The following is a 24,325-nucleotide window of genomic DNA, read 5'->3' as shown; positions in this document are numbered from 1 at the left end:
CGGGTTGATTGGCTATTCCGGGTTGCCGGGGGGGGGGCGGGCCCGGGGGGGGGCCCCGGAGCCCGGCACCCCCTGCCGCCCCGGCCCCGGGGGCCGAGGCGGTCAATCTGATTCTGAACTGGGCGCCGACGGCCGATCACTCGCCCTATTATTACGCCAAGGCGCAAGGCTGGTACGAGAAAGCGGGCATCGATCTGACCATCGAGGTCGGCAAGGGCTCCGGCGTCTCCGCCGCCAAGGTCGGCTCCGGCGGCTCGCCCTTCGGCGTCGCCGATCTCGCCACCATGCTGGTGGCGAAGAGCAAGGGGGCTGACGCTGTTGCCGTGATGAGCGTCTACGCCAACACCGGCCAGACCTTCTACTGGTTGAAGAGCTACGGCGTGAACGGGGTGAAGGATTTTGCCGGCCACAAGATCGGCAATCCGCCCGGGGACGCCTCGCGTGTGATGTGGCCGGCCTTCGCCAAGGCTGCAGGGCTTGCGCCCGACTCCGTCGGCTTCGTCAATGTCGGGCCGACGGCGAAGATCGCCGCGCTCAAGAGCCATACGGTCGACATCATCAGCGACTTCTACAACGAGCACGATTTGAAGGTGATCGAGTTCGGAAGCGATCTCGGCTACGTCAATTGGAAGGACATCGGGCTCAACCCTTACGGCAATTCGCTGATCGTCAACGGCGGCTATCTGCAGAAGAACCCGAAGCTGGTCGAGGCGTTCGTGCGGGTCACGCAAAAGGCCTTCGCGACCTGCGTCGCCGACGCCGCGCCCTGCCTGAAGGCGCTGCTCGATCAGGTCTCCGGTCTCGACAAGGAGAACCAGGAGCGCCAGTGGGAGCGCATCAAGTCCCTGATGACGGACGAATTCACGACGACGAAGGCACTCGGCTGGATCGACGGCGAGCGGATGAAGAAGGACTACGATCTGGTCCAGACCTATCTCGGCATGGAGAAGCCGTTCGACGTCACGACGGCGTTCACGACCAAGATGCTGGACCCCGCCATCAAGATGGATGCGAGCAAGGTGAAGAAGTAGGGGGCTGGTCGCCGCGCCGGCCCCACATTCCGCTGTCATGCCCCGGCTTGACCGGGGCATCCAGTACGCCGCAGCCTTTCGGCTGACCCGCAACCGTCTCGGAGTACTGGATCGCCCGCCTTCGCGGGCGATGACCGTTGTGCGGGGCGAGAGCGCCTGCTCAACGCCCTTGGTGCGCTTCCATGCCACGTAACCCCACGGAGAAATTAACCGGCCATTAACCATATCGGCGGCATCGTTAACCATTCAATAACAGGGGACGAGTCGGCCGCTATGGAGGCTGCAGTAAAACCTCAACGCCAAATGGTTCGCCTGCGCGGGCGCTCCTATGTGGCCTTCGTCTTCGTGCCGACGGTTCCCATCCAGGACTGGCTGCAGGAGATCGACACCACCATCGCGCGCTCGCCGGGCTTCTTCGCCGGCCGCCCCGTGGTGATCGACCTGTCCTCGGTCGATCTCAGCCAGTCCGGCATCGGCCATCTGCTCACCAGCCTTCAGGACCGCAACATCCGCGTGCTCGGGATCGAGGGCGTGGAGGAGGGCCGGTTGAACCCCATGATGCCGCCGCTGCTTTCGGGCGGGCGCAGCTGCGTGGTCGAGCCGAGTGCGCCCAAGAAGGTCGAGGCAAAGGTCGAGACCAAGCCGACCTCGCTGCTGCTCGAAAGCCCCGTGCGGTCGGGCCAGACCGTGATCTTCCCCGAGGGTGACGTCACCATTTTGGGCTCTGTCGGCTCCGGCGCCGAGGTCGTTGCCGGCGGCTCCATTCACATTTACGGCGCGCTACGCGGTCGCGCCATGGCGGGCGTGAACGGTCACACGAGCGCACGCATCTATTGTCAGAAGATCGAGGCCGAACTGCTTGCAATCGATGGCTTTTACCAGACCGCCGACGATATCGACGCTGCCCTGCGCGGCAAGCCGGCTCAGGCCTGGCTGCAGGGCAACACCATGCGAATTACTGCGCTGAACTGACCAGAAGGAGATTTGAGAGATGGCCAAGGTACTGGTCGTGACGTCAGGCAAGGGGGGCGTCGGCAAGACCACGACGACCGCCGCACTGGGCGCTGCGCTCGCGCAGCGCGGCGAAAAAGTCGTCGTCGTCGATTTCGACGTCGGCTTGCGCAACCTCGACCTCGTGATGGGCGCCGAACGCCGCGTCGTGTTCGACCTCATCAACGTGGTGCAGGGCGTCGCAAAGCTGCCGCAGGCCCTGATCAAGGACAAGCGGCTGGAGAACCTCTGGCTGCTGCCGGCCTCGCAAACCCGCGACAAGGACGCGCTGACCGAAGAGGGCGTGGGCAAGGTCATCGACGATCTGCGCAGCCGTTTCGACTGGGTGATCTGCGACAGTCCGGCCGGCATCGAGCGCGGCGCCTCCATGGCGATGCGCTTTGCCGACGAAGCCGTGATCGTCACCAATCCCGAAGTCTCCTCGGTGCGCGATTCCGATCGCATCATCGGCATGCTCGATTCCAAGACGGTGCGGGCCGAGAAGGGCGAGCGGGTCGAGAAGCACATTCTCATCACCCGCTATGATCCCTCGCGCGCCGCGCGCGGCGAGATGCTGACCATCGAGGACATCCTCGAAATTCTTGCAACACCTTTGCTCGGCATCATCCCCGAGAGCCAGGACGTGCTGCGCGCCTCCAACGTCGGCACGCCCGTGACGCTGTCGAACGCGGAAGGCGCCCCGGCGCGGGCCTATATCGATGCGGCGCGGCGGCTCTGCGGCGACACCGTGCCGATGCAGGTGCCGACCGAGCGCAAAGGCTTCATGGACCGCCTGCTGCGACGGAGGGCCGCATGAGCATGGGTCTGCTTCGGCTTCTCCGCGGCAACAAGGCCTCTGCACCCGTCGCGCGCGAACGGTTGCAGATCCTGCTTGCCCATGAACGCGGACTGCGCGGCCAGCCCGATCTGCTCGGTGTGCTGCGTGAGGAAATTCTCGCGGTCGTCTCCAGGCACGTCACGCTAGACCCGACCAAGGTCATTGTCCGGCTCGATCGCGGCGACGAGGTCTCGACCCTCGAGGTCGATATCGAGGTGCCCAACGATTTCGAGCGCAAGCGCGCGGCGGCCGGCTAGGGACCTCAGCCGCGACGCTTCAAATTGGGGTGGGTGAAAAGGCGGTCCGCTGGGCATAGCGGGCCGCCTTTGCGCGCCGACATGAACGCTACGGAACGAGGTCCGGGGCTCAATCGTTGTGAAAAACCCGCGGCGGCGCGATGCACCGCGGTTTCGTCAAACGGGAGAACGCCCATGATGACCGAGGTCCAGGTCCACACCGTCGCGCGCCAGATGCTGGAACAGCATGGTTTTGCTGCGATCGCGAAGGCCGCCGAACAGGCCAGGGCTTGTGAGGGCCGCGGCGAGGCCGACGAGGCCAAAGAGTGGCGTCACATCGCGGACGCGATGAAGATCATCCGCGGTCCGCACCAGAGCTGACACTCCCCCGCGTTCAACGCTCCCCGCGGTCAGCGCCCTGCGGCGAAGTGCGATTCTGTGTCTGCGGCTGGGAGCGCTCGCCCGTCTCCTTGCAGGGGAGCGGCTCCCACGAGCCATCCGGCGCCTGCTGATAAGCGCTACACGACGAAGACGAGGTCGATTTGTCCTCGCCCTTCTGGGCATTGGAATTCTTCGCCAGCACGGGCGCAGTCAGCATCGGTGCGACGGCAAACGCGACCGCGAGAAGGACATGGTTGATCCGCATGGAGCTCCCCTGTTCGAGTTCGAAAGAGCCGCATGCTGGCGAGAAATGTGACGATTATTGGCCGAAGCAAAAATTCCGGCGCGGCGTGCTTAACGCCGCACGATCACGCTAGCCGCCCTTGCTGCGGATCAGGCCGGCGAGGTTGGTCTTCTGGGCCTCGCACCAGTTGGGCATGCCGAGGCGGCGTTGGTTGAGGTCGGTCGCCTGGGTGGCCACCGCGACCTCGGCCATCAGATCGTCGTCCTGCTTCTCGCCCATCTTGCCACCCGTGTGCATCCAGGCGATCGCCTTGCGGACCTTCTCGGTGGTGCCTTCGGGCAGCTGCATCTGCTCCGCCTTCTGCACCAGATCCTGGTAGACGATATCGGTGCCCGGACATTCGACCTTGGCGGCGAAGGCCTGCAAGACCAACGTGACATAGGTCGAACGTGGATGGTCGGCCGCTTGGGCCGGCGCGGCCAGCAGCAACAGGGCCGTCATCAGAAAACCAGCGCGCATCCTTGGTACCTCCCCGAATTTTCGGGAAGGCTAGCGGCTGCCGCGCCGCTCCGCAATGGGGATGGCGTGCGCCCGCGAAGCCGGCCGGCGAGCTAGCGCCGCCAGGCCGGCACCGGATCCAGCGGCGTGCGATAGACCTCTTTGTGATCGCGGTCGGTGACGCGCACAGCGCAACCCTTGCTTTGCAGCTCGGGCTTCACCTGCGACAGCTCGGTAGCCAGTTGAACGGCGCGATCGGAGGCGACCTCGATGTCTTCGAGGATGATACCGCCCTGGTTCTTGAACTCTTCACCAACCACGAGATCGAAGGAATAGTAGGGCATCCGAATTCCCCGGTGTGACGAATTGAGCTTCGGGTGGACGTTTCAACACATGACCGATGGTACCACTGAGTCGATGTTTATCGAATGAACGGCGCGCGCAATCTCTATGCTTATGGCGCAGAAATGATGTGCAGCATTCAAGCGTGTTAAGATTTTATTAAATATGTCGGCGTGATCATGAGGCATGGAATTGCAGCAGAACCGGGCTCCGGGAACCGGCAGCTGCAAGAGAAGGCCGCCGGCATAGATCCCGACGGCCTTTTCTCTTGATGGAAAACGATCGAAGCTCGCTTCCCGTAGTCATCCGGATTCAACGCATCACATTGACTCGGGCAGCATCGCTGGCGCGACGCTTCGTGTCGTCGCGTGACGATCGTTCAGCGCAGCGGCATAGGCGGGCGCACGACAGGTCCATCGTCGTCGGCAACGGCTTGCGTCGTCATGGCAGCGGGCGGTGGGGCTGCGGCAGCCTGCGAGGCCGGCGGCGGCGGAGCGAGCGGCGCCGGCGAATAAGCCGGCATGTAGGTGTGCGACACGACCGGCTTCGGTTTGCGAACCGGCGGCGCCGCGGGCCGCGGCGGTAGCGCGGACATTTGCGCGCGCGGATCGACGCGCGGCTTCGCATCGGCCACCGGCTTCGGCGCGGGCGGCTTCGCCATCTCGCGTGCCATCTGCTCCTGCCCGGCCTTCAACTCGGCGATGTTGGTCTTGAGCTGCTCGATCTGTTGCGCCATCGCGGTGAGATCGCGCGTCATCGACTGCACCGATTGTACAGGATCGGGTTGTGTTGCCGGGGGCACTGCTGCTGCAAGCTGGGTTGCAGGCGGAGCCGCAGATTGATCGGCCGCTTGATCCGTTGTGGCTTGATCCGTTGCGGCCTGGTCCGCAGGCGGCGCAGCCTGTGCGGCGGCGAGCGGTGCGGTCTGCGAGGTCGAAGGCAGCAGCGACGCCAATGCCGGGGTCCATTCGGCGAGCATCTGTCTTGCGGTGTCGCCATGTTTCTCCCAGGCGACAGTAGCGGCCGCGCTTCCGCCCGCAAACAGCATCGTGACGAACGCGCCGCGCAGCCATTTGCCAGCGGAGGAGCGCTTCTGCCGGCTGAGACCATCACCGGCCGCAACGCGCACGGCGGTGTCGACCGAGGGCGCTGCCGTCTGCGGCTCCGCGACGGGACTGAACTTCGGCTCCGGATTCATTCTGGACTTCAGCGTGAACGCCGGATCTATTTTGGGTTCGGGACGGGCCGTGATCTCAGGCGCGAGCGCGGGCGCAACGCTGAGAGGGCGCGAGGCCAGCAAAATGTCAGGCGAAATCTGCACCGCGTCGTGCGGGTCGTTGTTCGTGACCGTGTCCTTCACGATCTCATCGACGATTTGCCGAGAGTTCAGCGTCGCGAGCATCGCAGCTCCTTTGAAGCCTGGGTGTTTTGAAGCCCCAGGTGTTGAGTATTGAGGTATCGGTCGTTCGCATTGGCGCGAGCAGATCCGTTGAGGTGGGCCCATCCAAATCCCCAAATCCGATGAGGCCCAAGCACCATGACCCACGAGTCCAGCCGGGTTTGACCAAAGCAAGGCGAGGGGATGGAGACTGTGCGACGCTCTTGCGCCGTTTGTGGTGATGGAACCCGCCTCAGACAACACGCGTAATTGTTCCACAATGCCTTGTTTTCAGCACGATTTTGGCAGCATCTGGTGTTGCTGGGGGCGCTGCTATCGCTATTGGGGCCGGCGGTGCCAAGATCCTTATTCGTTCTACTCGTCCTTGCCATGCTTCCGTTGGGCGGCTGCATGCAGACGACGCTTTCGCCATCGACGGACGCGAGCATGACGACCCGCGACCGGCAGTTGCTGGCGCATACGCCTTACGCGCAAGCAAACGTGCCCGAGCAATATCTCCGTCATATCGTCGATTATCCGCGCAAGGAGCAGCCGGGCACGATCCTGGTCGATACCGATGCGCGCTATCTCTATTTCGTGCTGCCCGAAGGCAAGGCGATCCGCTACGGCGTCGCGGTCGGCGAGGAGGCCATGGCGTTCTCCGGAGTCGCGCGGGTCGGTCGTCTAGCGGAATGGCCGGATTGGGTTCCGACGGCGGACATCCAGGCGCGGCTCGGGCCCTATCCGGCGCGGGTGCCCGGAGGCCCCGCCAATCCGCTGGGCGCGCGGGGCATCTATCTCTATGCCGGCAACAAGGACACGCTCTACCGCATCCACGGCACCAACCAGCCGGAATATATCGGGCAGGCGATCTCGTCCGGATGCATCCGGATGCGCAACGAGGACGTGATCGATCTCTATGACCGGGTGAAGCTCAACTCAATGGTCGTGGTGCTGCCGCCCGGACAGAACGCGCAAGTCGAGGCGCGGCCCAGCTGGCGCGGGTGAGGTCGCCCTAGTTCTCGGGACGGGCGACGCGCCATTGCAGCGTCGTGGCATTGCCATTGGCCTCGCCCGGCGCCTTGTCGGCCGGCGAGGTGTAGAGCGGACGATAGCGATAGGCCCACATCTTGCTGCCGTCGTTACGGTTGATCACGGTGAAGTCGCCGACCGCTTTGGCATCGGCCGTTGCGGGCAGCGGCACCCAGCTCTCGACGCATTTGCCGTTGCAGTTCGACGTCTTGCCGGTGGTATCGCGCTCGTAATAGTAGAGCGTCATGCCGTTGAGGTCCACGAGCGTGGGGCCCTGCTTGGTCAGGATGACTTTCGCCGGTGACGTCGCGGGCTTCGGCGGCGGAGGGGCATCGCCGCCGCCATGGCCATTCGCGAGCGCCGGAGCGGTCGAGAGCGCGATCGCCGCCGCCGCAATGAGGAACCTGAACATCCGAAACTCCAGACCGGCAAAGTTAATCGCGCGTTAAACGCCGAATGCCGTCGACCGTAACAGCCGAAGGTTAGTTCCTGGTTTCGCGATACTGCGACAATGAGGGGTAGAATTACGGGGCTTTCTGTCTTGGCACGTTTTCTTGACGCGAAGCGGTATCCACCTCGCTCGAAAACGCTCTATGCCTGCACTCCGCGCAGCGGGGCGCGGCTGAGCTCGTTGCCGGCGGCGATGGCCTTGTGCAGAAGGCGCATCAGATCCTCACTTTCTTTCGCGCTGAGGCCGCGCAGCATGATGCGTTGCGCGGATTCCACGGCCGGCGTGATCTTGCGCAGCGTGCGGCGGCCTTCGTCGGTGATCTCGAGCTCGCGGGCACGGCGGTCGCGGCGCGAGGCGCGGCGCTCCGCGAGCCCCTTCTGCACGAGCCGGTCGACCACGCCGGTGATGGTGGTGCGGTCGTAGGCGATCAATCCTGCGAGCGTCACCTGGTCGAGCCCCGGATTGGCCTTGATGGTCGCGAGCGCGGCGTATTGCACCGGCGTGAGGTCGAAGCCGGCATCCCCGACCTCGGCCAGAAACACCGCGACCGCGATTTGCTGGAACCGGCGCGCCAGATGTCCGGGCATGTCGTTGTTGTCTTTCACCGAATTTCTCCGTTGGGGCAGAACGGCCGGGGTCGTTGACAAGTATACTGATAGTCAGCATACTGAGCAATATCCAAACAGAACATCGGCGGGAGAGGTGCTCATGCAATTCCATCTCAATGGATTTCAGCCGGGCGACCCCGAAATCGCCGATCCCGCCGCGCGCATTCAGCCTTCTGGCGCAACGGGGGGCGTGCCCGAAGAGGTCGATGTCCTCATCGTCGGCTGTGGCCCTGCGGGCCTGACGCTTGCGGCCCAGCTTGCGCAGTTTGCCGACATCAAGACCTGCATCGTCGAGCAGAAGCCGGGCCGCTTGCTGGTCGGGCAGGCCGACGGCATCGCATGCCGCACCATGGAGATGTTCCACGCCTTCGGATTCAGCGAGCGCGTCCTGAAGGAAGCCTGTTGGGTGAACGAGACGACATTCTGGAAGCCGGACGAGCGGGTGCCGGAACATATCGTCCGCAGCGGCCGGGTGCAGGACGTCGAGGACGGTTTGTCGGAATTCCCGCACGTTATTCTCAACCAGGCGCGCATCCATGACGGCTTTCTCGACGTCATGCGCAAGGCGCCGGGCAGGCTCGAGCCCCATTACAGTCGGCGCCTGCTCGACCTTCAGGTCGATCCGGCCGCGGGTCCCGCCGACCATGCCGTGACAGCGCGGCTCGAACGGGTCGATGCCGAGAACGAGGGCAAGGTCGAGACCATCAAGGCGCGCTATGTCGTCGGCTGCGACGGCGCCCGCAGCACGGTGCGCAAATCGATCGGTCGCGAGTTGCTCGGCGATTCCGCCAATCATGCCTGGGGCGTGATGGACGTGCTGGCGGTGACCGATTTTCCCGACATCCGCTTCAAGGCTCTGATTCAGTCGGCGAAGGACGGTAGCCTGCTGATCATTCCGCGCGAGGGCGGCTACATGGTCCGCCTCTATGTCGAGCTCGCCAAGCTCGACATCGGCGAGCGCGTCGCCAATCGCAATATCACCGCCGACGACGTGATCGCGAAAGCGCAGCGGATCCTCAAGCCGCATACGCTCGATGTGAAGGAGATCGCGTGGTGGTCGGTCTACGAGATCGGCCAGCGCCTGACCGACAAGTTCGACGACGTGCCGGAGACCGAGACGGCTACGCGTCTGCCGCGGATATTCATCGCCGGCGATGCCTGCCACACCCACAGCCCGAAGGCGGGGCAGGGCATGAACGTCTCGATGCAGGACGCTTTCAATCTCGGCTGGAAGCTCGCTGCCGTTTTGCGGAAGCAGTCTGCGCCGAGCCTGCTGCATTCCTATTCGGCCGAGCGCCAGGCGGTTGCCAAAGAGCTGATCGATTTCGACCGGGAATGGGCGGGGATTCTTGCGTCCGCCGCCAAGGCCGGCGGCGCCGACGCCGCCAGGACGCAGGACTATTTCGTGAGGCACGGTCGCTACACCGCGGGCACGGCGACGCATTACCGCCCGTCGGTTCTGACGGGAGCGACGTCCCACCAGCATCTCGCGCAAGGCCTCGTCATCGGCACGCGATTTCATTCCGCACCGGTGATCCGGCTTGCGGATGCCAAGCCGGTGCATCTCGGTCACGCTGCGCAGGCGGATGGCCGCTTCCGCATCTACGCTTTCTCCGGCGCTGAGGATCCCGCAGCAACCGGATCGGCCGTTCGCGCCTTGTGCAATTTTCTCTCCGATGCGCGGGAGTCGCCGGTCCGGCGTTACACCCCCGCGGTCGCCGACATCGATAGCGTGATCGACCTGCGGGCGGTCTTCCAGCAGGATCATCGCGAGCTCGCTCTCGAGGCGATGCCTGCGCTGCTGCTGCCGCGCAAGGGCCGCTACGGCCTGATCGACTACGAGAAGATGTTCTGTCCGGACCTCAAGAATGGTCAGGACGTTTTCACCATGCGCGGCATTGACCGCAAGGCGGGCTGCATGGTCGTGGTGCGGCCGGATCAGTATGTCGCGACCGTGCTGCCGCTCGATGATTTTGCTGCGCTTGCTGCGTACTTCGACGGCTTCATGCTGCAAGTGAACTGACGGGCCGGCGGCGCACACGTAGGCTCTCTCTGCGCGCGGTGTCGATGAACGGCGAATGAATATTGAACCGCGCGCGGCATCCGTCTCGATCTTTTGGCGGATGAGACCTTCGTACGCGGAACGCCCGTTCCGCTGGCGCGTTCCGACTCGAAAGAGGAGGACTACGCCATGAAATTCCGAAGCGTGTTGTTAGCCGCATTGCTGCTCGCCCCGACGGCCGCGCTGGCCGCACCGGGCATGGTCACCGTCTCGACCGGCCTGCGCGCCGGGCCGGGTTCGGGCTTTCCCCTGGTCGATCGCATCCCCGAGGGCGCCCGCGTCGATATCCATGGTTGCCTGCGCGGCAACGCCTGGTGCGACGTGAGCTTCTCGGATGACCGTGGCTGGGTGTCGTCGCAATACCTCGAATATCTCTACCGCAATCACTACGTCTATCTCCCCGACTATGTCGACGAGATCGACGTGCCAATCGTCCCCTTCGTGCTGACCTCGTACTGGTCGAGCTATTATCAGGGGCGGCCCTGGTATCGGCGGCATGCCCACTGGAATAGCTACTGGACTTCGCATCAGCGCGACGCGATGCGGATGACGATCGATCCGCGCGCGGCTCGCATCGGCCGCGCGGCAACGCGCGATGCGGCGGTCGCACTCGGGCGCAACGGTGCGAATGTCAAGGAAAGTGTCAAGGGCGCGGCCGCGGTCTCCGGTCGCGATGCCATAACTTCACGGCGCGACGCCGCGATGGCGAGGCACGAGACTGCGGTGACGGCGGACCGGAGCCGTGCGGGACGAAGCGACCGCATCGCGCATGAGCGGACCAATCTCCAGGGCCGCAATCCGCGCGATGCACAAGCGCGCATCATGCACGAGCAGGCCGCACACCGCGCGGCTGTGCGTGCGCAGCCGATGGCGCGCCCGCATGAGGTGCCGCGTGTATCAGCGGCGCCGGCGAGCCGGCCCGCGATGCCGCATGTGGCCCAACCCAACTTGAGCCACGGCTCGCCGATGAACGCTCATGCCCAAATGCCTGCGCCGCGCGCGGCTGCGCCTGCGATGCCTCACGGCGGTGGCGGCGGCGCACCTCACATCAACGCCGCGCCGCACGGCGGCGGTGCCCCGGCCGGCGGTCCCGGTGGCGGGCACCAAAAGCACTAAAGTTGCCAACGAAAGCCCGGCCCTCGCGCCGGGCTTTCTGTTTGGGCCGGAACGGGTTCCCTGCCCATACAATTTAAGAAGCTTCTTCGCGGGCAGATTTCATCGATCGTAATATGTCTACTCAAAGCTGTAAGCATTCCACTCGGGGCAGCGGGGCACGGGAGGATGACGACGATGAGACAGAACCAGGCGGAGACGCGCCGCCACAATGTCGCCAAGCGGTCGATGACCAAGGAAGCCAAGCAGCTGTCCGGCCTGATTGCCGGATTGCGCCAATCTCTCGAGGTGATTCAAAAGGAGCGATCGAGCACCAAACTCTCCGGCGCCGAGATGGGCCTTCTCGACGAACGCCGCAACAATTTGTTGCTGACCATCGCAGCTCTCGACGACCGCCTCTCGGCGGTGCAGGGGCTGATCGATCTTGGCCGTCCCCATATCATTCGCGTCCACTGATCGGAGCGCTGACCTGATGCTATCGGCTTCGTCGCGGCGGCGACGGAACCGGGCTCAGCTGTCTGCTCCGCGTGGCATAGGATTGGCGTAGCACTGGGCGGACTGCCCGGAGGCGGTCGCGGCGCACTGCGCGATCGTCGCAAAACTGCAATCGATGCTGCGGCCGTCGATCGTGTAGATCTCGATGCAGACGGGATGGCGCGGAGCGTAGGTCTGGGCGGCTGTCGGCGGCACGCCGAGCAGGCCCGCACCAAACAAGCCCGCGACAAGCAGAATCGCATTGATGAAGCGGCGCACGATCGATCTCCTTCGCTCAGCCGGAACAAAGCACAATGCTGCCGCGGATGGCACCAAATTGCCACGCTCCCGGCGAATTGCCGCCAAAGCCCGCTGCCACGACGAGAGCAGGTGCAGGGGCAACGCAAGGGGATGCGCATTGGCCTACAAGATGGTCGCAGAACGCGACAACGAGAAGTGCAGTTTTGCCCGCGAGAGCCGTTTGCTCATCGTGGCGAAGGCGAAGGTTTGGGCGAGCGAGGGGTGGAAGGTCGTCATCACCGACCAGGACGGCAAGGCCTACGCGCCGCCCGACTTCGATCAGCTATTGGCGGCCTGACCGCAAGACCGGGCAGGACGACATTGATCTCGTACTTTCGACCGGGGCGCGATCTGATCGCGCCCCTGATGACTCTTCCAACGATGACTCTTGCAGCCGCGGCCGTTCTGACGGCGACATTTGCCGCCGCGCAAAATCTCGATGCCGGCAAGTCGCCGCAAAAGCTCTTCGCCGATGGTTGCACGACGTGCCATCGCAGCCCCCGCGGCCTTGCCAAAGGGCGCTTCAACCTGACGCTGTCCTGGTTCCTGAAAGACCATTACGCAACCAGTTCGGATACAGCCAAGGCACTTGCCGCCTATCTGGAATCGGTCGATGCGGCGCCGCCGCGAGTTGCGGCCAAGCCTGGCGCGAAGCGATCCAGGCCGCATCCTCCCAAGCCGTCGCAAAGCCAATAGCGTGAGCCGGCTGCGAGACGGCGTCGCGAAGCTGAAGGCCTTGCCGGCATCAATGCACCGTGGCCGCCGAGAACAGGTTGATGACCACCACTCCGGACACGATCAGCGCGATGCCGACGAAGGCGGCAGCGACATTGCCGGGTCCAACTATCACGCGTCAGTGACGAACCTGCGACACGGCGGAGCGCAGCACGAAACCGCCGCGCGATGGTTCGCGCGGCGGCTCATTGGTGTCGCGCCGATTCGACGTGGCGTTAGTTGATCCGCACGGAGAGTTCGACGTCCTCGGCAAAGGCCGTGGACATGTAGCCGCTTCCGGGGCTGCGCATGCGCGCCAGATAGTCGGGGCTGTCGTCGGCGTTGTCGGCGACGATGATCGCGCCCGGCCGGAGATGGCCTTCGACCAGATCCAGGATATCGGGGTAGAGCGCCTTGGCGCCGTCGAGCAGCACGAGATCGATCGTGTCGGGCAGGTCGACTTGAAGCATCTTCAGCGCGTCGCCTTCGCGGATTTCGACGAGGTCCAGCAGCCCGCCGGCCGCGAGGTTCTCGCGCGCCCGGGCCACCTTGGACGGTTCGAATTCGCTGGTGATGAGGCGGCCGCCGCCATTGTCGCGTAAGCCCGCGGCAAGGTGCAGGGTCGAGATGCCGAACGAGGTGCCGAACTCGACGATCGCTTTGGCGCGGGAGCTGCGTGCGAGCATGTAAAGCAGTTGACCGGTCTCGCGGGAGACCGCGAGCGGTGCGTCCTTCAGCCGCCCGTAGAGGTCGCGGTAAGCGGTCTTGCTCCGCATCATCCGTGCGCGGTCGGCGTCGGTCACATCGGCGAAGGCGGCTCGCATCGCGCCGCGCGCCGCTTCGTCCTGGTCGAACAGACGATCGAGCAGTGGCGCAAGTGATGTGATGGTCGGGTGGTCATGTGTAGTCTCCAGATGTCGCCGTGCTGCGAGTGCTTGCGTGAGAATTGAAATACGACTAATTCGTCGCATTCGCTATTCGCGTTGCCCGAGGGTGCCATGGCAGATCGCCGAAGCCATTCAGTTTCCTCACGAAAACAGCCACAGCAGGCCCGCTCGAACGAGCTGGTGGCGGCCATTCTGGACGCGGCTGTTCAGGTCTTGGCCAAGGAGGGGGCGCAGCGTTTCACGACGGCGCGAGTGGCCGAGCGGGCCGGGGTGAGCGTCGGGTCGCTCTATCAATATTTTCCGAACAAGGCGTCGATCCTGTTCCGCCTCCAGAGCGACGAGTGGCGGCGCACGAGCGAGCTCCTGCGCGGCATCCTGGCGGACCGGGCGAAACCGCCACTGGTACGGCTGCGCGCGCTCGTCCACGCCTTCATTCGTTCCGAGTGCGAGGAGGCTGCGATCCGCACGGCGCTCAGCGACGCCGCGCCGCTCTATCGCGATGCGCCCGAAGCACACGACGCGCGGGCCGCCGGTAAGGGCATAGTCGCGGCCTTCATGCGGGAGGCCCTGCCCAGGGCGCCGGATGCGACGCGGGCGCTTGCCGGCGAGTTGATCAAGACGACGCTGAGCGAGGTTGGCAAGCAGTTCTCGGAGACACCGCGCAACGAGGCGGAGATCGCGCGTCACGCCGACGCAATGGCCGACATGTTCTGCGCCTATATCGATGAGCTGGCACGACTCCGGGATCATTCCTGACATCCGCGTTTGCGGGCCAATACCCCTTCTGACTTGACTGGATCATGAGTTAGCCTCGGTTTGTCCTTCAGCCAGTCAACGAGCGCCCCGCCATGCATGTCCTCCGCCCCCAATTCCGCATCGAGGAGCAGCAAGCGCTGGAATTCGCAAGCCAGCGCGGCTTCGGCACGATCGTCGCGGCGGATGAGCGCGGTCCACGCGCCTCGCATGTGCCCTTCGTGCTGGAGCAGCGCGACGGGCACACGATCGTGCAAATCCATTTCACCGCCAGGAATCCGCTCGTCCCGCTCGCGGATGGTGCGGGGCGCTTTCTGCTGATCGTTGCCGGCGACGACGCCTACATCTCCAATGACTGGTATTCTTCGCGCGACAACGTCTCGACCTGGCTTTACGAGGCCGTGCACCTGTCGGGCGTAGCGCATCTGCGCGGGCTCGACGAGAACCGCAGGCACGGCGATGCACTACTCGCGGTCTCGGAAGCGCGCTTGCCAAAAAAACCTTGGGACCTCGCACAGATGGAGCCCGGCAAGCGCGAGAGCATGCTGGCTGCGATCCGCGTCGTCGATCTCGTGGTGGATACCGTCGAGGGGCAGGCCAAGCTCAATCAGCACAAGAGCGATGTGGACCACGTCGCGGTCGCCGGCCGGCTTGCGCGGTCGGAGGAGAGCGGGCATCGGCGGCTGGCGCGGAAGATGCAAGCGCTGCGGCCGGGACTTGGATATGAGTTTTCGTGATCCGGGCGACCCTTCTCTCGCTAGACAATTACTCCTACGGACCTCCCTCATGCTCGTCATCTCCATTCAAAGCCAGGTGGTCCACGGCCATGTCGGCAACAGCGCCGCCGCCTATGCGATGCAGGCGGAAGGGGTGAATGTCGCGGCCGTGCCGACAACGCTGCTGTCGAACCATCCGCGCTATCCGACCTTGCGCGGGCGGGTGCTGGAGACAGAGCTCGTTTCAGATCTGCTGAGAGGCGTCGAAGAGCGCGATCTCGTCGACGAGGCTGCGGTCCTCGTTACCGGCTATCTCGGTTCGCCCAGCAATGCCGCTGTCATTGCCGATTTCGTCGAGCGGGCGCTGACCCGCAATTCGAAGCTGGTCTATCTCTGCGACCCCGTGATCGGCGATGACGGCCGGGTTTATGTCGCCGACGGCATCCTGGACGTGGTCCGGCACCGGCTGCTGCCCGCCGCCAATCTGACCACGCCGAACCAGTTCGAGCTCGGGCTGCTCGCAGGCCTCGACATCGCGGATGCGCAGGGCCTGCGCGCGGCGTGCGCGGCGCTGGCCGGGACTGGGCGCATCGACGTGGTCGCCACCGGTTGCACGCTCACTGATACGGCGGAAGGGCAGGTGGAAACGATTCTGTGCGCCGGCGGTCAGTTGTCGCGCTTTGCGACGCCGCGCCTTCCGATCCGCCCCTCAGGCACCGGCGATCTTCTCACCGGCCTGATCGCGGCGCATCTGGCCAAGGGCACAGCGACCGAGGCGGCGGTGCGGCTCGCAGTCGAAACCATCTATGCGGTGCTGGTGCGCACGCAGGAAGCAGGCACCGCGGAGATGCGGCTTGTGCCGTTGCCGACGCCGCGACGATAAGCCGTCAAACTCAGGTCGCGCGCTTCGTGGCTGATTGCGCTGATTTCTGCGGCTTCGCGGGGACCTTCTGCTCGCGCGTCGCCTGTGCCTTCGCCTTCGGCGGCTTTGCGCTTGCCACGGCCCGCGCTTTTCTCGGCTTGACGTTGGCTTCCTTGCGGTCCGACGTGCCTCGGCGCGAGACGTATTCCGTACCATCGACCGGGCCGACATGCGGGGGATCGCGGCCGAGATAGGGGCGGCCGATGCCGAGCGCCTTGCCATTGGCGTCGACCCACTTCCACAGCACCTCGGTCGAGACCCAGCGCTGCGCGCGGTTGTCGCCCTTGGTGCTGACGATGTCGGCCGCCATGCCGTGCCCGTAGCCGCCGCGCGTGCTGCCGCCGTGATAGGAACGGTCGGAGGCGGCCTTCAGGCCACTCGCGATCGACTGGCGATAGTCGTCGCGGAACGCGCTGGTGATGCCCGGCGAAAGCCCGGCAGCCTCAGCCGCGAGCAGTGTGCGAAACAGCTTTTTCTTGAAACTCTTGTCCATGCCGCCGATGACGTAGTCCATCATCGACATGCCGGCGCGGTCGGCCGCCTTCGGATCCTTCCAGCCAAAGTCCTCGTCAACCAGCTTCGTGAAGCTGCGCATCACTGTGACCATCTTGCCCTTGCGCTTGACGGTGACGGCCCGGCGATCTGTGACCTTGATCGAGTCTTCCTTGGCCGTGCGCTGGTAGAGCGCCCAGAGATAGCGGTCGATGCAGGCTTCCATCACGTAGCATTCGTCGAGTACCGCGGTCGTGTCCGCAGACGGCGAGGCCTTGCTCGCCACGGGCGCGGGGCCGGTCGCGATTGTCGCGGGCGACAGCGCCTCCGTCGTCACGATCTCAGTGGGATCGGCGGATGCGAGCTTTATCACGGGCTCCGACGCCGGAGCCGGAGCAACCTCACTGGCGACTGGTGTCGGGTCAGGCGACATCTGCGGCGCGAGCGGCGCTTCGGTCGGCAAGATCAGCACTGGGTCGGCCGAGGCGAGCTTGATGGCCGGAGCTGGCGCCTCGGGCGCTGCCGCTTCAGCATTGACCAATTCTGGTGTCGCAGCGACAGCGGCCGCGATATCGGAGGTCAGGGCGACGCCGTCCTCGATGGCCGCAGCGTGCGGGATGTCGGCGAGGTCAAGTCGGCTGAGATCCTTCGCGCGCGAGACGGCGGAAGCATTGGCGCCGCTGTTCTCGATGAGGGCCGGGGCATAGGCGGACAGAGAGAGCGCCAGCCAGCCGGCGAGAACCGCCGAGGGGCAGGAGACCGCCACCAGAAGAGACCGCCGATCATTCATGATCCCTGCCTCCAAACGGTTCTGTTGAACCTCGTCTTCTCCGAACAGTCTGACCAGACAGTCTTGGCCAAACAGTCTTGCACGAAAAGGCACGCCGCGCGTCGATTGTTCTGGGGAGGGTGTGGCGGCGCAATGGCGCAATTCGGCGAAAGCGGGCTTTTCGAGCAGGTGTTGCGCGGCGGCAACGCGGGTTCCATTGCGGTTCCACGGGCGCTTGCTCGCCAGCGTTGTGCAAAATTCGATAAAGGCGAATATTTTGGCGCGGGCCGCGTGGCGGTGTTTCGCAGGCGCGTTGGGCAACCTTGTCACGGCTAGCGCGTTAGGCGCGCATGACGCATTCCTCGCTTCGTCCGATGGACGCCTTTGATCCCACCGAGCCCGCCATCCTGCACGACCAACTCTCCGATACGATCATCACCTGGACTGCTGAGCAGGCCGACGATTTCAGGCGTGCCAGCCGGCCGGGCCAAGACGGAACCGTGATTTGGAAAGGCTACGTTTTCGACGGCTGGGGCCACGTGCTCGGCGGCTGACCGCCGCTCATTAGAGTGTCATTTCGCGAGAGTGTCATTTCGCGCCGGGGCGGTGATTTTGCCAAGACATTGCGCGCATTAAACATATTTGCCATGCACCCGGCGCGCTGTTGCATTGCAACAACGCATGTCGCAATGCAGCAAAATGCGCTTAAATGTGCTCCGAATCTTCCACTGAAGGAGCATCACCCATGAACAAGAAGACTCTGTCAATCGCCGCCGCCATCCTGACGATCGCGGGCAGCACCGCGGCTTTCGCCGCCGAACTGCCGACTTATGAGGCCAACGGCTTTCCGGTCTCCCCGATGCAGGTGCGCGTGCTCGGTGCCGCGCATGTCGAGCAGCAGGCCTCGGCGCCCACTACTGTCGCTTCGGTCCACCAGGCCCGCGTTCTGTCGCCGCGCCAGGTGAAGACGGCTGACGTCACGACGGGCAGCGCCCGCTGATCTGGGGACGCCACAAGCCAACGTCAAGCCAATGTGTGCAGGCTCGCTTTCTCCGAGTCTGCCCGGACCGCGTTCCCTTTCGGGAGCGCGGTCTTTTCTTGGCGCAGCGAGTCATGATCACGTGCCGGTTGTGTACGGCCGTTCAAAGCGAGTGTGATCTCTTTGATAGTTGCTTTCCAGATCGCGGCGCTTGATGCGGGCGCCGCATATTGAGCAGCCAAGAATCATTTTCATAATGGAGTAGTCATGCCCGTTGCACAGAAAGCCGTTGTTGCAAGCGTCTCGCCCCGCGCGTTCATTCTCAAGCATCTCGCCTTGTTCGCAGCCGCCGCGCTGTTCGTGTTCGTGCTCGGCCTGACGTATGGGCTCGATCTCAGCCCGGGATTTTTCTGAGCGAAGGCGCGCTGGCGTCTCTCGCTTGCGTGCCAGCCTTGCAGGCACATGGGTTGAGCGACGGCCTCTGTCGGCGTACCGCTTTGTCCCATGGATCAGCGGACGAGCGGCGCTGACGCTCGCATTCGGAAGAACGATCAGGCGCCGGCGCTTGTCGGCGTGCTCTGCGGCCTCGCCGCGGCGCTGTTCTGGGCGCTCGGCTTTGCCGGCACGCGGCATGGCCTCAAGCTCGGCTTCACGCCGGTCGATCTGCTCGTGCATCGCTATGTCTGGTCCGGCATCGCGTTCCTGCCGCTGGTGATACGCGGCGGAATCTCCGATCTCTGCGGCATCGGCTGGGGCAGGGGCCTTGCGCTGATGGTGCTCGGCGGCCCCGTGATGTCGCTGATCTCCTACACTGGCTTTCTGTTCGTGCCGCTCGGCCATGGCAGCGTGATCCAGCCCTCCTGCGCGACGCTTGGCGGCCTGCTGCTCGCGGCCTTGTTCCTGAAAGAGCATGTCTCCTGGTCGCGCATCGCCGGCGCTGTCGTCATCGTCGGCGGGCTCGGCGTGATCGGCGCGGAATCGATCGGTCATATCGGCGTTGACGGCGTGCTCGGCGATCTGACCTTCGTGCTGACCGGGTTGATGTTCGCGGGTTTCGGCGCGCTGGTGCGCCACTGGCGGGTCTCCGCCGTGTCGGCTGCGCTCGTCATCAACGTGCTGTCGCTGCTGTTGCTGCCGATCTACCTCGTGACCGGCGGACTCGCGCGGATCGCGGCGATCGGTGTCGGTGAGAACGCCATCCAGGCGCTGGCACAGGGCGTGCTTGCAGGCCCGGCTGCGCTTTATCTGTTCGCCGTCTCGGTCCAACGCCTCGGCGTCGCCCGCGCCGCCGTTGTCCCCGCCTGCGTGCCCGCGCTGACGGTGCTCACCGGTTGGCTCCTGCTCGGCGAGCCGCCGACACTATTGCAGACGGCGGGATTGGTGACGGTGCTGTGCGGATTCTATCTGGCGCAGAGACAGCGATAGATCGCAGCCACCGGACGGCGCTTACCATTCGATGGTGGTAAACTTGACGCCGCGGCAGGTCAGCTCCCGCCCCAGCCGTTCGGCGCGCTCGCTGGCGGATTTGCCCTGGCGAGTCCGGGGCCTCGGACTCCGATTTCAGGTTCATCGCGCCGATGCCGTCGATCTTGCAGGCGATGTTGTGGCCGTCGGTAGCGTCCTGCAGGCGGATGTTGCGGACCTTGGTGCCACCCTTGACCACGGAGGAGGAGCCCTTGACCTTGAGATCCTTCATCACGATGACGCTGTCGCCGTCGGCGAGCGCATTGCCGTTGGCATCGCGCACGCCGGCCTCTTGCGCGGCGTCCGCGACGGCCTCTGCCGTGCCGCTCCATTCATGGCCGCATTCCGGGCAGACCCAGAGGCCGCGATCCTGATAGGCGTGCTCGGAGTTGCAGGTCGGGCATTTCATCGCGTCGGTCATTATTCGCCTCGTCGCCCGTCACGGGCGCGCCGCACGCTGTCCGTCGGATAAAGACGGATTGGGAGCAAATCCTTTACCATGGCTTTCAGTCCTGGTCGAACCCTTGGAAATTTAGGAGTTCAGGAAAAACTCTGCGGTATCGAGGTCCGGAATTTGCGGCTGCGACGTCGCCGCGCAAGGGGCGTCCCGTCATGAGCGAGCACCGCGCCGCCGTCAGACATCACATTTTGCGGACCGGCATTGTCGAATTCGACAACGGCACCGGCAAGGTCATCAGCGCGCCCTGCACGATCCGCGATGTCTCCGGCACCGGCGCGCGCCTCGGCCTCAACGCCTCGCTCTGGGTCGCCGAGCAGTTCACGCTGGTCTTCAGCAGCGGACTGCGCAAGGACTGCCGGGTCGCCTGGCGCAAGGGGAGGCTGATCGGCAGCGCGTTCGCGGACGGCTATGCCAGCGCCGACGAGCAGGCCGTGATGATGACCGCGGACGAGCAGTCCCGGCACCGGCTCGGGATCGGTGCGCGCGTGAGAAGCGCGCGCGAGAGGCGCGGCTACACGCAAACGCAGCTCGCAGAGCTGATCGGCGCCACGCCGGTCTTCGTGTCGCTGGCCGAGCAGGGTGAGGCGGACATTCCGCTCTACCAGCTCATGCACATCGCCGATCTCCTGATGGTCGGCCTCGACGGGCTCGTCGCGGGGGCGGCGCCTGAGGATGTCGACGCAGCGTAGGTGGCGAGCCGTCAAAACAAAAACGTCGAAAACAACCCCATGCACAGTAGAAATCTCGAGGGATTTCAGTGTGTTGGAAATCCGAAAACGTTGGTATTGGGCCTCCGCGCCCGGTATCGACTTCGGCGATACCGAATCGAATTTGACTCGTCGGGCAAAACAGGGGCAGTATGGCATGATGGCGCCGCAGGAAGCTGGTGGCTTGCCAGCTGCGGAGCGACATGCCGAAAAAAGCAAAACCAAAAAGAAAACTCAAGACCTACCAGACCTCGCTCGGCTTCTACGACCAGGCGATCGCCGCGCCCTCGATGAAGGCGGCACTGGACGCCTGGGGCGCCAGGTCCAATCTGTTCCATCAGGGCGCCGCGAAGGAGACCGACGACCCCGACATCGTCGCGGCAACGATGGAGAAGCCGGGCGTGGTGCTCCGGCGCCCGGTCGGATCGGACGGCCCGTTCACCGAGCATTCCGAGTTGCCGACCGATCTCGCTGACGACGAGGCCAGGCCGAACCGCAAAGCCAAGCCCAAAGCGAAGTCCAAGCCGAGAAAGCTTCCGGCGAAGGCTGCAAAGGAACCATCCCGCAAGGTCGACGATCAACAGGCGCGCAAGGCCGCCGCGGCGTTCGAGAAGGAAGAGCGGCGGCGGGAAGCCGAGCGCCGCAAGGAGGAGGCCGCTCGCGCCAAGGAGCGCGCGCGCCGCGACAGGGCGGTCGCGAACGCGCAGGCGGCGCTGGACGACGCGAGGCGGCAGCACGAATCGCGGGCGGAGGCGATCGAAGCTGAGCGCGCGGCGCTCGAGGAGCGTGCCGAGACGGAGCAGAGCCGGTGGGACAAGCAGAGGATGAAGCTGACGGAGGCGGTGCGGCGCGCGCGGGAGTAGGGGCCGCGGTCGACAGTCTGGATTGCTCCGCTCCGCTCGCAATGACGGCGGGGCGGCCGGCATCGGTCATTCCGGCAAAGCTTGATCGCAAATTCGCTTGCCTTGCTTGACGTCCTTTTGCACTCTTGGGGGAAGGAGACCAACGCATGAAGATCATGACTGTCGCGTGTGCGCTCGGAACCGCCCTGGTGCTGTGCAATCTCGGGATATCGGATGCCGAAGCCCGGGCGCGGAAGGCGCGAGTGGTGGATGAACAACGGCTGAGGGTGGATGTCCCCGTGCTCCGGCCGACGCCGTGGGATTACAATATCGTTCCACGCTATCGTTATCGCCCGGAAGACGACCGGGTCGATCCCTACGGCCCGCCCTTGGTATCGTCATATGTCCGCTACGAGGGATGGCGCTGGCCGTACTGGTGGTGAAGGCCACCGACGGACGCGGAATTGATTGGCTCCTGTAGCCCGGATGAGCGAAGCGATATCCGGGACGTTGCCGCAGCATTCCCGGATGTCGCTTCGCTCATCCGGGCTACGCTCCTTTGCTAGTCGCCGTCCTCCGCGGCGAGCCGCACAAACTGCCGCTTCATCGCGTTGACCCTGGCGACATAGCTCGCGACGAGGTGATCGCCGCAGCGTTCGTCGGCGGCCATTTGAAACTTGCGGCGTGCGAAGGCCGTTGCGGGGCCTGCGCCGCAGAGATGGATGAAGGCGGCGAGATCCTGCCTCTCGCGTGCACTCGCCTTCACATCGCCCGCGCGGGCGAGAACATCGGCGAGATTGCGGTCGAGATACACCGATGCCAGCTCGATGGCGTGGCTCGGAATCGCGCGGCTATAGAGGAAGGTCGAGCCGCAGCCGGCCTCCGTGACCGCGTTGCCACGAACGCAGAACCGCGCGGCGTCAGCATAGGCTGCGTCCAGCATCTGGAAGAGGCCGACGGCGCTCGATGCGGGCCGATAGATCGCGAGCGGATTGAAGCTCCATCGCCAGCGCCAGTAGGTGCGCGCGAGCGGATTGCCCGATGTCTCGACCTGCGCCAGCGCGGCCAGCAATTCCGGCGTGATCGTCGCGGTGGAATGCTTGCGGAACAGCGGCCCGTATCGCCGCCACGTGTCCGATGGCTCCTTGTCGAGCGCATGGCCGACTAGGACGAACAGCTCGGTCGGCTTGCGCACCGTTTGATAGGCGATGTTCACGAGGACGAGGACCGCAAGCAGCATCGCCGCGCCGCCCGCGATCCGAACCATCCGCGGTGCGCGGGCGAAGGTCTTTCGCATCGATCGCGCGCTACGCCGGAGCTTGCGAAGGCGAGGGAGGGGGCGCTTGCTTTGTCCTGGCATCGGTCTACTGGGAGTGCATTGCGGAGGCTTTGTACCTGGTTAACGCTGTCACCAGGCCTTGAAATCCGGCTTCTTTTTCCTCTGGTCGCCTGTTTTCAAGTCGCCGCTCCGTACTCCCACGGCAGCTCGAATCCTTGATGGAAATAACCCGAGGTTGTACTGTGCGCCGCAGCAGGGTTAATTTTGTGTGAATGGATCGGCTGGAATGACCGTAATCGAAAGCGTGGTGCCGGCGGAAGCTGCGGAGCGGAAAATGCCGCCGGGCGTACTGGTCGAAGGTCCCGTGGTCGACGCCAAGTTTCGCGATTCCTACATCTCCTTCGTCATCATGATCGGTGGGTCGATCGCGGCGCTGGTCTGGGCCTTCTGGCAAGGCATTGGCTGGGTGGAGGTTTCGGTCTTCGCCGGCACGTTCGCGCTTTCCACGGTCGGCATCGGCTTCATGCACCGCTACTTCGTGCACCGCAGCTTCCGCTGCGGTCCGGTGATGCGGACGCTGTTCGCGGCCATCGCCACCATGGCGGTGCAGGGCTCGATCCTGAAATGGGTGAGCAATCATCGCCGGCATCATCTTCACTCCGACAAGCCCGGCGACGTCCACAGCCCTTACTATGACGGCGACGGCAACCCCTATGTCACCTTCGCCAAGGGGATGATGCATGCGCAAGGCGGCTGGGTGTGGGACCAGGCCACCACGGATGCCGAATACTACGCCAAGGATATCCTGGCCGATCCGATCGCCATGTTCTTCACCAGGACGCGCTGGTACTGGTACGCGCTCTCGGCAGTGATTATTCCGGGCGCGATCGGCTACGCGTTTGGCGGCGTGCACACGATGACCGGCTGCATCCTGTTCTCCGGCCTGTTCCGCAGTTACCTCATGACCATGGCGACATCACTGGTCAACTCGGTCTGCCACAGCGACGGCCGCTACGGCTACCGCCGCTTCGATCTCGACGACGGCACCACCAACGAGTTCGTGACCACGATCCTCACTTTCGGTGAAGGCCTGCACAACAACCATCACCGGTTTCCGCGCGACGCCTACATTTCGCACGCCTGGTACGAGATCGACATCAACGGCCTGATCATTTTGGGACTCGGCAAGCTCGGGTTGGTGCAGGACATTTTCTCTGCCGGAAGCCGGACGCTTCGCTCGGGAGATCCGGACGGCGGAAAACGTCCAGTGGCAGATACCGAAGCGATGGTCTGAAGCATACGGGCTCGGTGTTCCACTACGCCAAGGGATTCGGCCACACCAATCTGGTTGTGTGGTGAGGCG

The 24,325-nt window shown here is 64.5% G+C and carries 33 protein-coding genes and 1 pseudogene; 23 read left to right on the top strand and 11 right to left on the bottom strand.

Features of this window, described 5'->3' with window-relative positions; all coding sequences use genetic code 11:
• Window positions 1–14: 14 nt before the first annotated feature.
• The 5 genes from AC0L23_RS02010 (at window position 15) to AC0L23_RS01990 (ending at window position 3,476) form a co-directional block, all read left to right on the top strand.
• Window positions 15–1,031, top strand: a complete 1,017-nt coding sequence (locus AC0L23_RS02010; RefSeq protein WP_473356765.1) for an ABC transporter substrate-binding protein — start codon at window positions 15–17, stop codon at window positions 1,029–1,031.
• Window positions 1,032–1,304: 273 nt separating this feature from the next.
• A complete protein-coding gene (minC, locus tag AC0L23_RS02005) occupies window positions 1,305–2,003 on the top strand; it encodes a septum site-determining protein MinC (protein WP_026232759.1) in 699 nt (232 codons plus the stop codon).
• Between the two features lie 19 nt (window positions 2,004–2,022).
• On the top strand, window positions 2,023–2,838 hold the full coding sequence (gene minD / locus AC0L23_RS02000; protein ID WP_007591740.1) for a septum site-determining protein MinD: 816 nt from the start codon (window positions 2,023–2,025) through the stop codon (window positions 2,836–2,838).
• On the top strand, window positions 2,835–3,116 hold the full coding sequence (minE, locus tag AC0L23_RS01995; RefSeq protein WP_007591739.1) for a cell division topological specificity factor MinE: 282 nt from the start codon (window positions 2,835–2,837) through the stop codon (window positions 3,114–3,116). The genes minD and minE overlap by 4 nt, the downstream gene beginning before the upstream one ends.
• A gap of 174 nt (window positions 3,117–3,290) precedes the next feature.
• Complete coding sequence (locus AC0L23_RS01990; RefSeq protein WP_018454544.1) at window positions 3,291–3,476, top strand: hypothetical protein; 186 nt, start codon at window positions 3,291–3,293, stop codon at window positions 3,474–3,476.
• 13 nt (window positions 3,477–3,489) lie between these two features.
• Here AC0L23_RS01990 and AC0L23_RS01985 read toward each other — a convergent pair whose 3' ends face one another.
• From AC0L23_RS01985 to AC0L23_RS01970, 4 genes are all read right to left on the bottom strand, one after another.
• Complete coding sequence (locus AC0L23_RS01985; RefSeq protein WP_018454543.1) at window positions 3,490–3,741, bottom strand: hypothetical protein; 252 nt, start codon at window positions 3,739–3,741, stop codon at window positions 3,490–3,492.
• A 108-nt stretch (window positions 3,742–3,849) separates the two neighbouring features.
• Window positions 3,850–4,239 carry a hypothetical protein gene (locus AC0L23_RS01980; RefSeq protein ID WP_085353564.1) on the bottom strand — a complete coding sequence of 130 codons (390 nt, stop codon included), beginning with the start codon at window positions 4,237–4,239 and terminating at the stop codon, window positions 3,850–3,852.
• Window positions 4,240–4,331: 92 nt separating this feature from the next.
• Window positions 4,332–4,562 (bottom strand): DUF6894 family protein, encoded by a 231-nt coding sequence (locus AC0L23_RS01975; RefSeq protein WP_007591727.1) that lies wholly within the window; start codon window positions 4,560–4,562, stop codon window positions 4,332–4,334.
• 377 nt (window positions 4,563–4,939) lie between these two features.
• Window positions 4,940–5,962, bottom strand: a complete 1,023-nt coding sequence (locus AC0L23_RS01970) for a hypothetical protein (protein ID WP_085353563.1) — start codon at window positions 5,960–5,962, stop codon at window positions 4,940–4,942.
• Between the two features lie 366 nt (window positions 5,963–6,328).
• Here AC0L23_RS01970 and AC0L23_RS01965 point away from each other — a divergent pair, with 366 nt between their 5' ends.
• Window positions 6,329–6,946: a L,D-transpeptidase gene (locus AC0L23_RS01965; protein ID WP_018454540.1), complete on the top strand. Its 618-nt coding sequence runs from the start codon at window positions 6,329–6,331 to the stop codon at window positions 6,944–6,946.
• 7 nt (window positions 6,947–6,953) lie between these two features.
• Here the strand turns inward: AC0L23_RS01965 and AC0L23_RS01960 are convergent, their stop codons facing one another.
• Together AC0L23_RS01960 and AC0L23_RS01955 are read right to left on the bottom strand one after the other, a co-directional pair.
• Window positions 6,954–7,382: a COG4315 family predicted lipoprotein gene (locus tag AC0L23_RS01960; RefSeq protein WP_018454539.1), complete on the bottom strand. Its 429-nt coding sequence runs from the start codon at window positions 7,380–7,382 to the stop codon at window positions 6,954–6,956.
• Between the two features lie 179 nt (window positions 7,383–7,561).
• Window positions 7,562–8,026, bottom strand: a complete 465-nt coding sequence (locus tag AC0L23_RS01955) for a MarR family winged helix-turn-helix transcriptional regulator (RefSeq protein ID WP_085353562.1) — start codon at window positions 8,024–8,026, stop codon at window positions 7,562–7,564.
• 103 nt (window positions 8,027–8,129) lie between these two features.
• Between AC0L23_RS01955 and AC0L23_RS01950 the strand changes: the two genes are divergently transcribed.
• From AC0L23_RS01950 to AC0L23_RS01940, 3 genes are all read left to right on the top strand, one after another.
• Window positions 8,130–10,052 carry an FAD-binding monooxygenase gene (locus AC0L23_RS01950; RefSeq protein WP_085384030.1) on the top strand — a complete coding sequence of 641 codons (1,923 nt, stop codon included), beginning with the start codon at window positions 8,130–8,132 and terminating at the stop codon, window positions 10,050–10,052.
• 168 nt (window positions 10,053–10,220) lie between these two features.
• Window positions 10,221–11,207, top strand: coding sequence for an SH3 domain-containing protein (locus AC0L23_RS01945; protein WP_085353596.1), 987 nt, complete (start codon window positions 10,221–10,223; stop codon window positions 11,205–11,207).
• Between the two features lie 174 nt (window positions 11,208–11,381).
• Window positions 11,382–11,660 carry a hypothetical protein gene (locus AC0L23_RS01940; RefSeq protein WP_026232756.1) on the top strand — a complete coding sequence of 93 codons (279 nt, stop codon included), beginning with the start codon at window positions 11,382–11,384 and terminating at the stop codon, window positions 11,658–11,660.
• A 54-nt stretch (window positions 11,661–11,714) separates the two neighbouring features.
• On the opposite strand, the gene AC0L23_RS01935 is transcribed toward AC0L23_RS01940, so the two are convergent.
• Entirely contained in the window at window positions 11,715–11,957 is a 243-nt protein-coding gene (locus tag AC0L23_RS01935) for a DUF3551 domain-containing protein (protein ID WP_231188564.1), read from the bottom strand.
• Window positions 11,958–12,096: 139 nt separating this feature from the next.
• On the opposite strand from AC0L23_RS01935, the gene AC0L23_RS01930 reads away from it, so the two are divergent.
• Window positions 12,097–12,276, top strand: a complete 180-nt coding sequence (locus AC0L23_RS01930; protein ID WP_026232755.1) for a hypothetical protein — start codon at window positions 12,097–12,099, stop codon at window positions 12,274–12,276.
• A gap of 83 nt (window positions 12,277–12,359) precedes the next feature.
• Entirely contained in the window at window positions 12,360–12,674 is a 315-nt protein-coding gene (locus AC0L23_RS01925) for a hypothetical protein (RefSeq protein WP_085353560.1), read from the top strand.
• A gap of 254 nt (window positions 12,675–12,928) precedes the next feature.
• Here AC0L23_RS01925 and AC0L23_RS01920 read toward each other — a convergent pair whose 3' ends face one another.
• Entirely contained in the window at window positions 12,929–13,663 is a 735-nt protein-coding gene (locus AC0L23_RS01920; protein ID WP_231188563.1) for an O-methyltransferase, read from the bottom strand.
• 27 nt (window positions 13,664–13,690) lie between these two features.
• Here AC0L23_RS01920 and AC0L23_RS01915 point away from each other — a divergent pair, with 27 nt between their 5' ends.
• The 3 genes from AC0L23_RS01915 to pdxY all read left to right on the top strand — a co-directional run bounded on the left by AC0L23_RS01915 (window position 13,691) and on the right by pdxY (window position 15,931).
• Complete coding sequence (locus tag AC0L23_RS01915) at window positions 13,691–14,335, top strand: TetR/AcrR family transcriptional regulator (protein WP_026232754.1); 645 nt, start codon at window positions 13,691–13,693, stop codon at window positions 14,333–14,335.
• Between the two features lie 92 nt (window positions 14,336–14,427).
• Entirely contained in the window at window positions 14,428–15,069 is a 642-nt protein-coding gene (locus AC0L23_RS01910) for an FMN-binding negative transcriptional regulator (protein ID WP_085353559.1), read from the top strand.
• Between the two features lie 49 nt (window positions 15,070–15,118).
• Entirely contained in the window at window positions 15,119–15,931 is an 813-nt protein-coding gene (gene pdxY / locus AC0L23_RS01905; RefSeq protein ID WP_018454527.1) for a pyridoxal kinase, read from the top strand.
• Window positions 15,932–15,941: 10 nt separating this feature from the next.
• Here pdxY and AC0L23_RS01900 read toward each other — a convergent pair whose 3' ends face one another.
• Window positions 15,942–17,252, bottom strand: coding sequence for a M15 family metallopeptidase domain-containing protein (locus AC0L23_RS01900; RefSeq protein WP_085353558.1), 1,311 nt, complete (start codon window positions 17,250–17,252; stop codon window positions 15,942–15,944).
• A 132-nt stretch (window positions 17,253–17,384) separates the two neighbouring features.
• Between AC0L23_RS01900 and AC0L23_RS01895 the strand changes: the two genes are divergently transcribed.
• The 5 genes from AC0L23_RS01895 (at window position 17,385) to AC0L23_RS01875 (ending at window position 19,635) form a co-directional block, all read left to right on the top strand.
• Window positions 17,385–17,567 carry a hypothetical protein gene (locus tag AC0L23_RS01895; protein WP_085362184.1) on the top strand — a complete coding sequence of 61 codons (183 nt, stop codon included), beginning with the start codon at window positions 17,385–17,387 and terminating at the stop codon, window positions 17,565–17,567.
• A 14-nt stretch (window positions 17,568–17,581) separates the two neighbouring features.
• A complete protein-coding gene (locus AC0L23_RS01890; RefSeq protein ID WP_085353556.1) occupies window positions 17,582–17,785 on the top strand; it encodes a hypothetical protein in 204 nt (67 codons plus the stop codon).
• Between the two features lie 191 nt (window positions 17,786–17,976).
• A complete protein-coding gene (locus AC0L23_RS01885; protein ID WP_085353555.1) occupies window positions 17,977–18,231 on the top strand; it encodes a hypothetical protein in 255 nt (84 codons plus the stop codon).
• Between the two features lie 246 nt (window positions 18,232–18,477).
• Entirely contained in the window at window positions 18,478–18,624 is a 147-nt protein-coding gene (locus tag AC0L23_RS01880; protein ID WP_162847293.1) for a hypothetical protein, read from the top strand.
• A 90-nt stretch (window positions 18,625–18,714) separates the two neighbouring features.
• Entirely contained in the window at window positions 18,715–19,635 is a 921-nt protein-coding gene (locus tag AC0L23_RS01875; protein WP_085353554.1) for a DMT family transporter, read from the top strand.
• A gap of 127 nt (window positions 19,636–19,762) precedes the next feature.
• On the opposite strand, the pseudogene AC0L23_RS01870 reads toward AC0L23_RS01875, so the two are convergent.
• A pseudogene (locus tag AC0L23_RS01870) lies at window positions 19,763–20,095 on the bottom strand (zinc ribbon domain-containing protein YjdM); the annotation flags it as partial.
• Window positions 20,096–20,286: 191 nt separating this feature from the next.
• On the opposite strand from AC0L23_RS01870, the gene AC0L23_RS01865 reads away from it, so the two are divergent.
• From AC0L23_RS01865 to AC0L23_RS01855, 3 genes are all read left to right on the top strand, one after another.
• Window positions 20,287–20,823: a helix-turn-helix domain-containing protein gene (locus AC0L23_RS01865; RefSeq protein ID WP_085353553.1), complete on the top strand. Its 537-nt coding sequence runs from the start codon at window positions 20,287–20,289 to the stop codon at window positions 20,821–20,823.
• A 221-nt stretch (window positions 20,824–21,044) separates the two neighbouring features.
• Window positions 21,045–21,704, top strand: a complete 660-nt coding sequence (locus AC0L23_RS01860; protein WP_085353552.1) for a cell envelope biogenesis protein TolA — start codon at window positions 21,045–21,047, stop codon at window positions 21,702–21,704.
• A 146-nt stretch (window positions 21,705–21,850) separates the two neighbouring features.
• Window positions 21,851–22,126, top strand: a complete 276-nt coding sequence (locus AC0L23_RS01855; protein ID WP_027517656.1) for a hypothetical protein — start codon at window positions 21,851–21,853, stop codon at window positions 22,124–22,126.
• Window positions 22,127–22,245: 119 nt separating this feature from the next.
• Here the strand turns inward: AC0L23_RS01855 and AC0L23_RS01850 are convergent, their stop codons facing one another.
• A complete protein-coding gene (locus AC0L23_RS01850; protein ID WP_085353551.1) occupies window positions 22,246–23,043 on the bottom strand; it encodes a transglycosylase SLT domain-containing protein in 798 nt (265 codons plus the stop codon).
• Between the two features lie 205 nt (window positions 23,044–23,248).
• On the opposite strand from AC0L23_RS01850, the gene AC0L23_RS01845 reads away from it, so the two are divergent.
• Complete coding sequence (locus AC0L23_RS01845; protein ID WP_018454517.1) at window positions 23,249–24,256, top strand: acyl-CoA desaturase; 1,008 nt, start codon at window positions 23,249–23,251, stop codon at window positions 24,254–24,256.
• Window positions 24,257–24,325: the final 69 nt, after the last annotated feature.

The organism is Bradyrhizobium sp. MI1.4, from assembly GCF_055811315.1.
The sequence above is the reverse complement of the archived record's forward strand: the minus strand, read 5'-3'. Positions and strand labels throughout refer to the sequence as shown.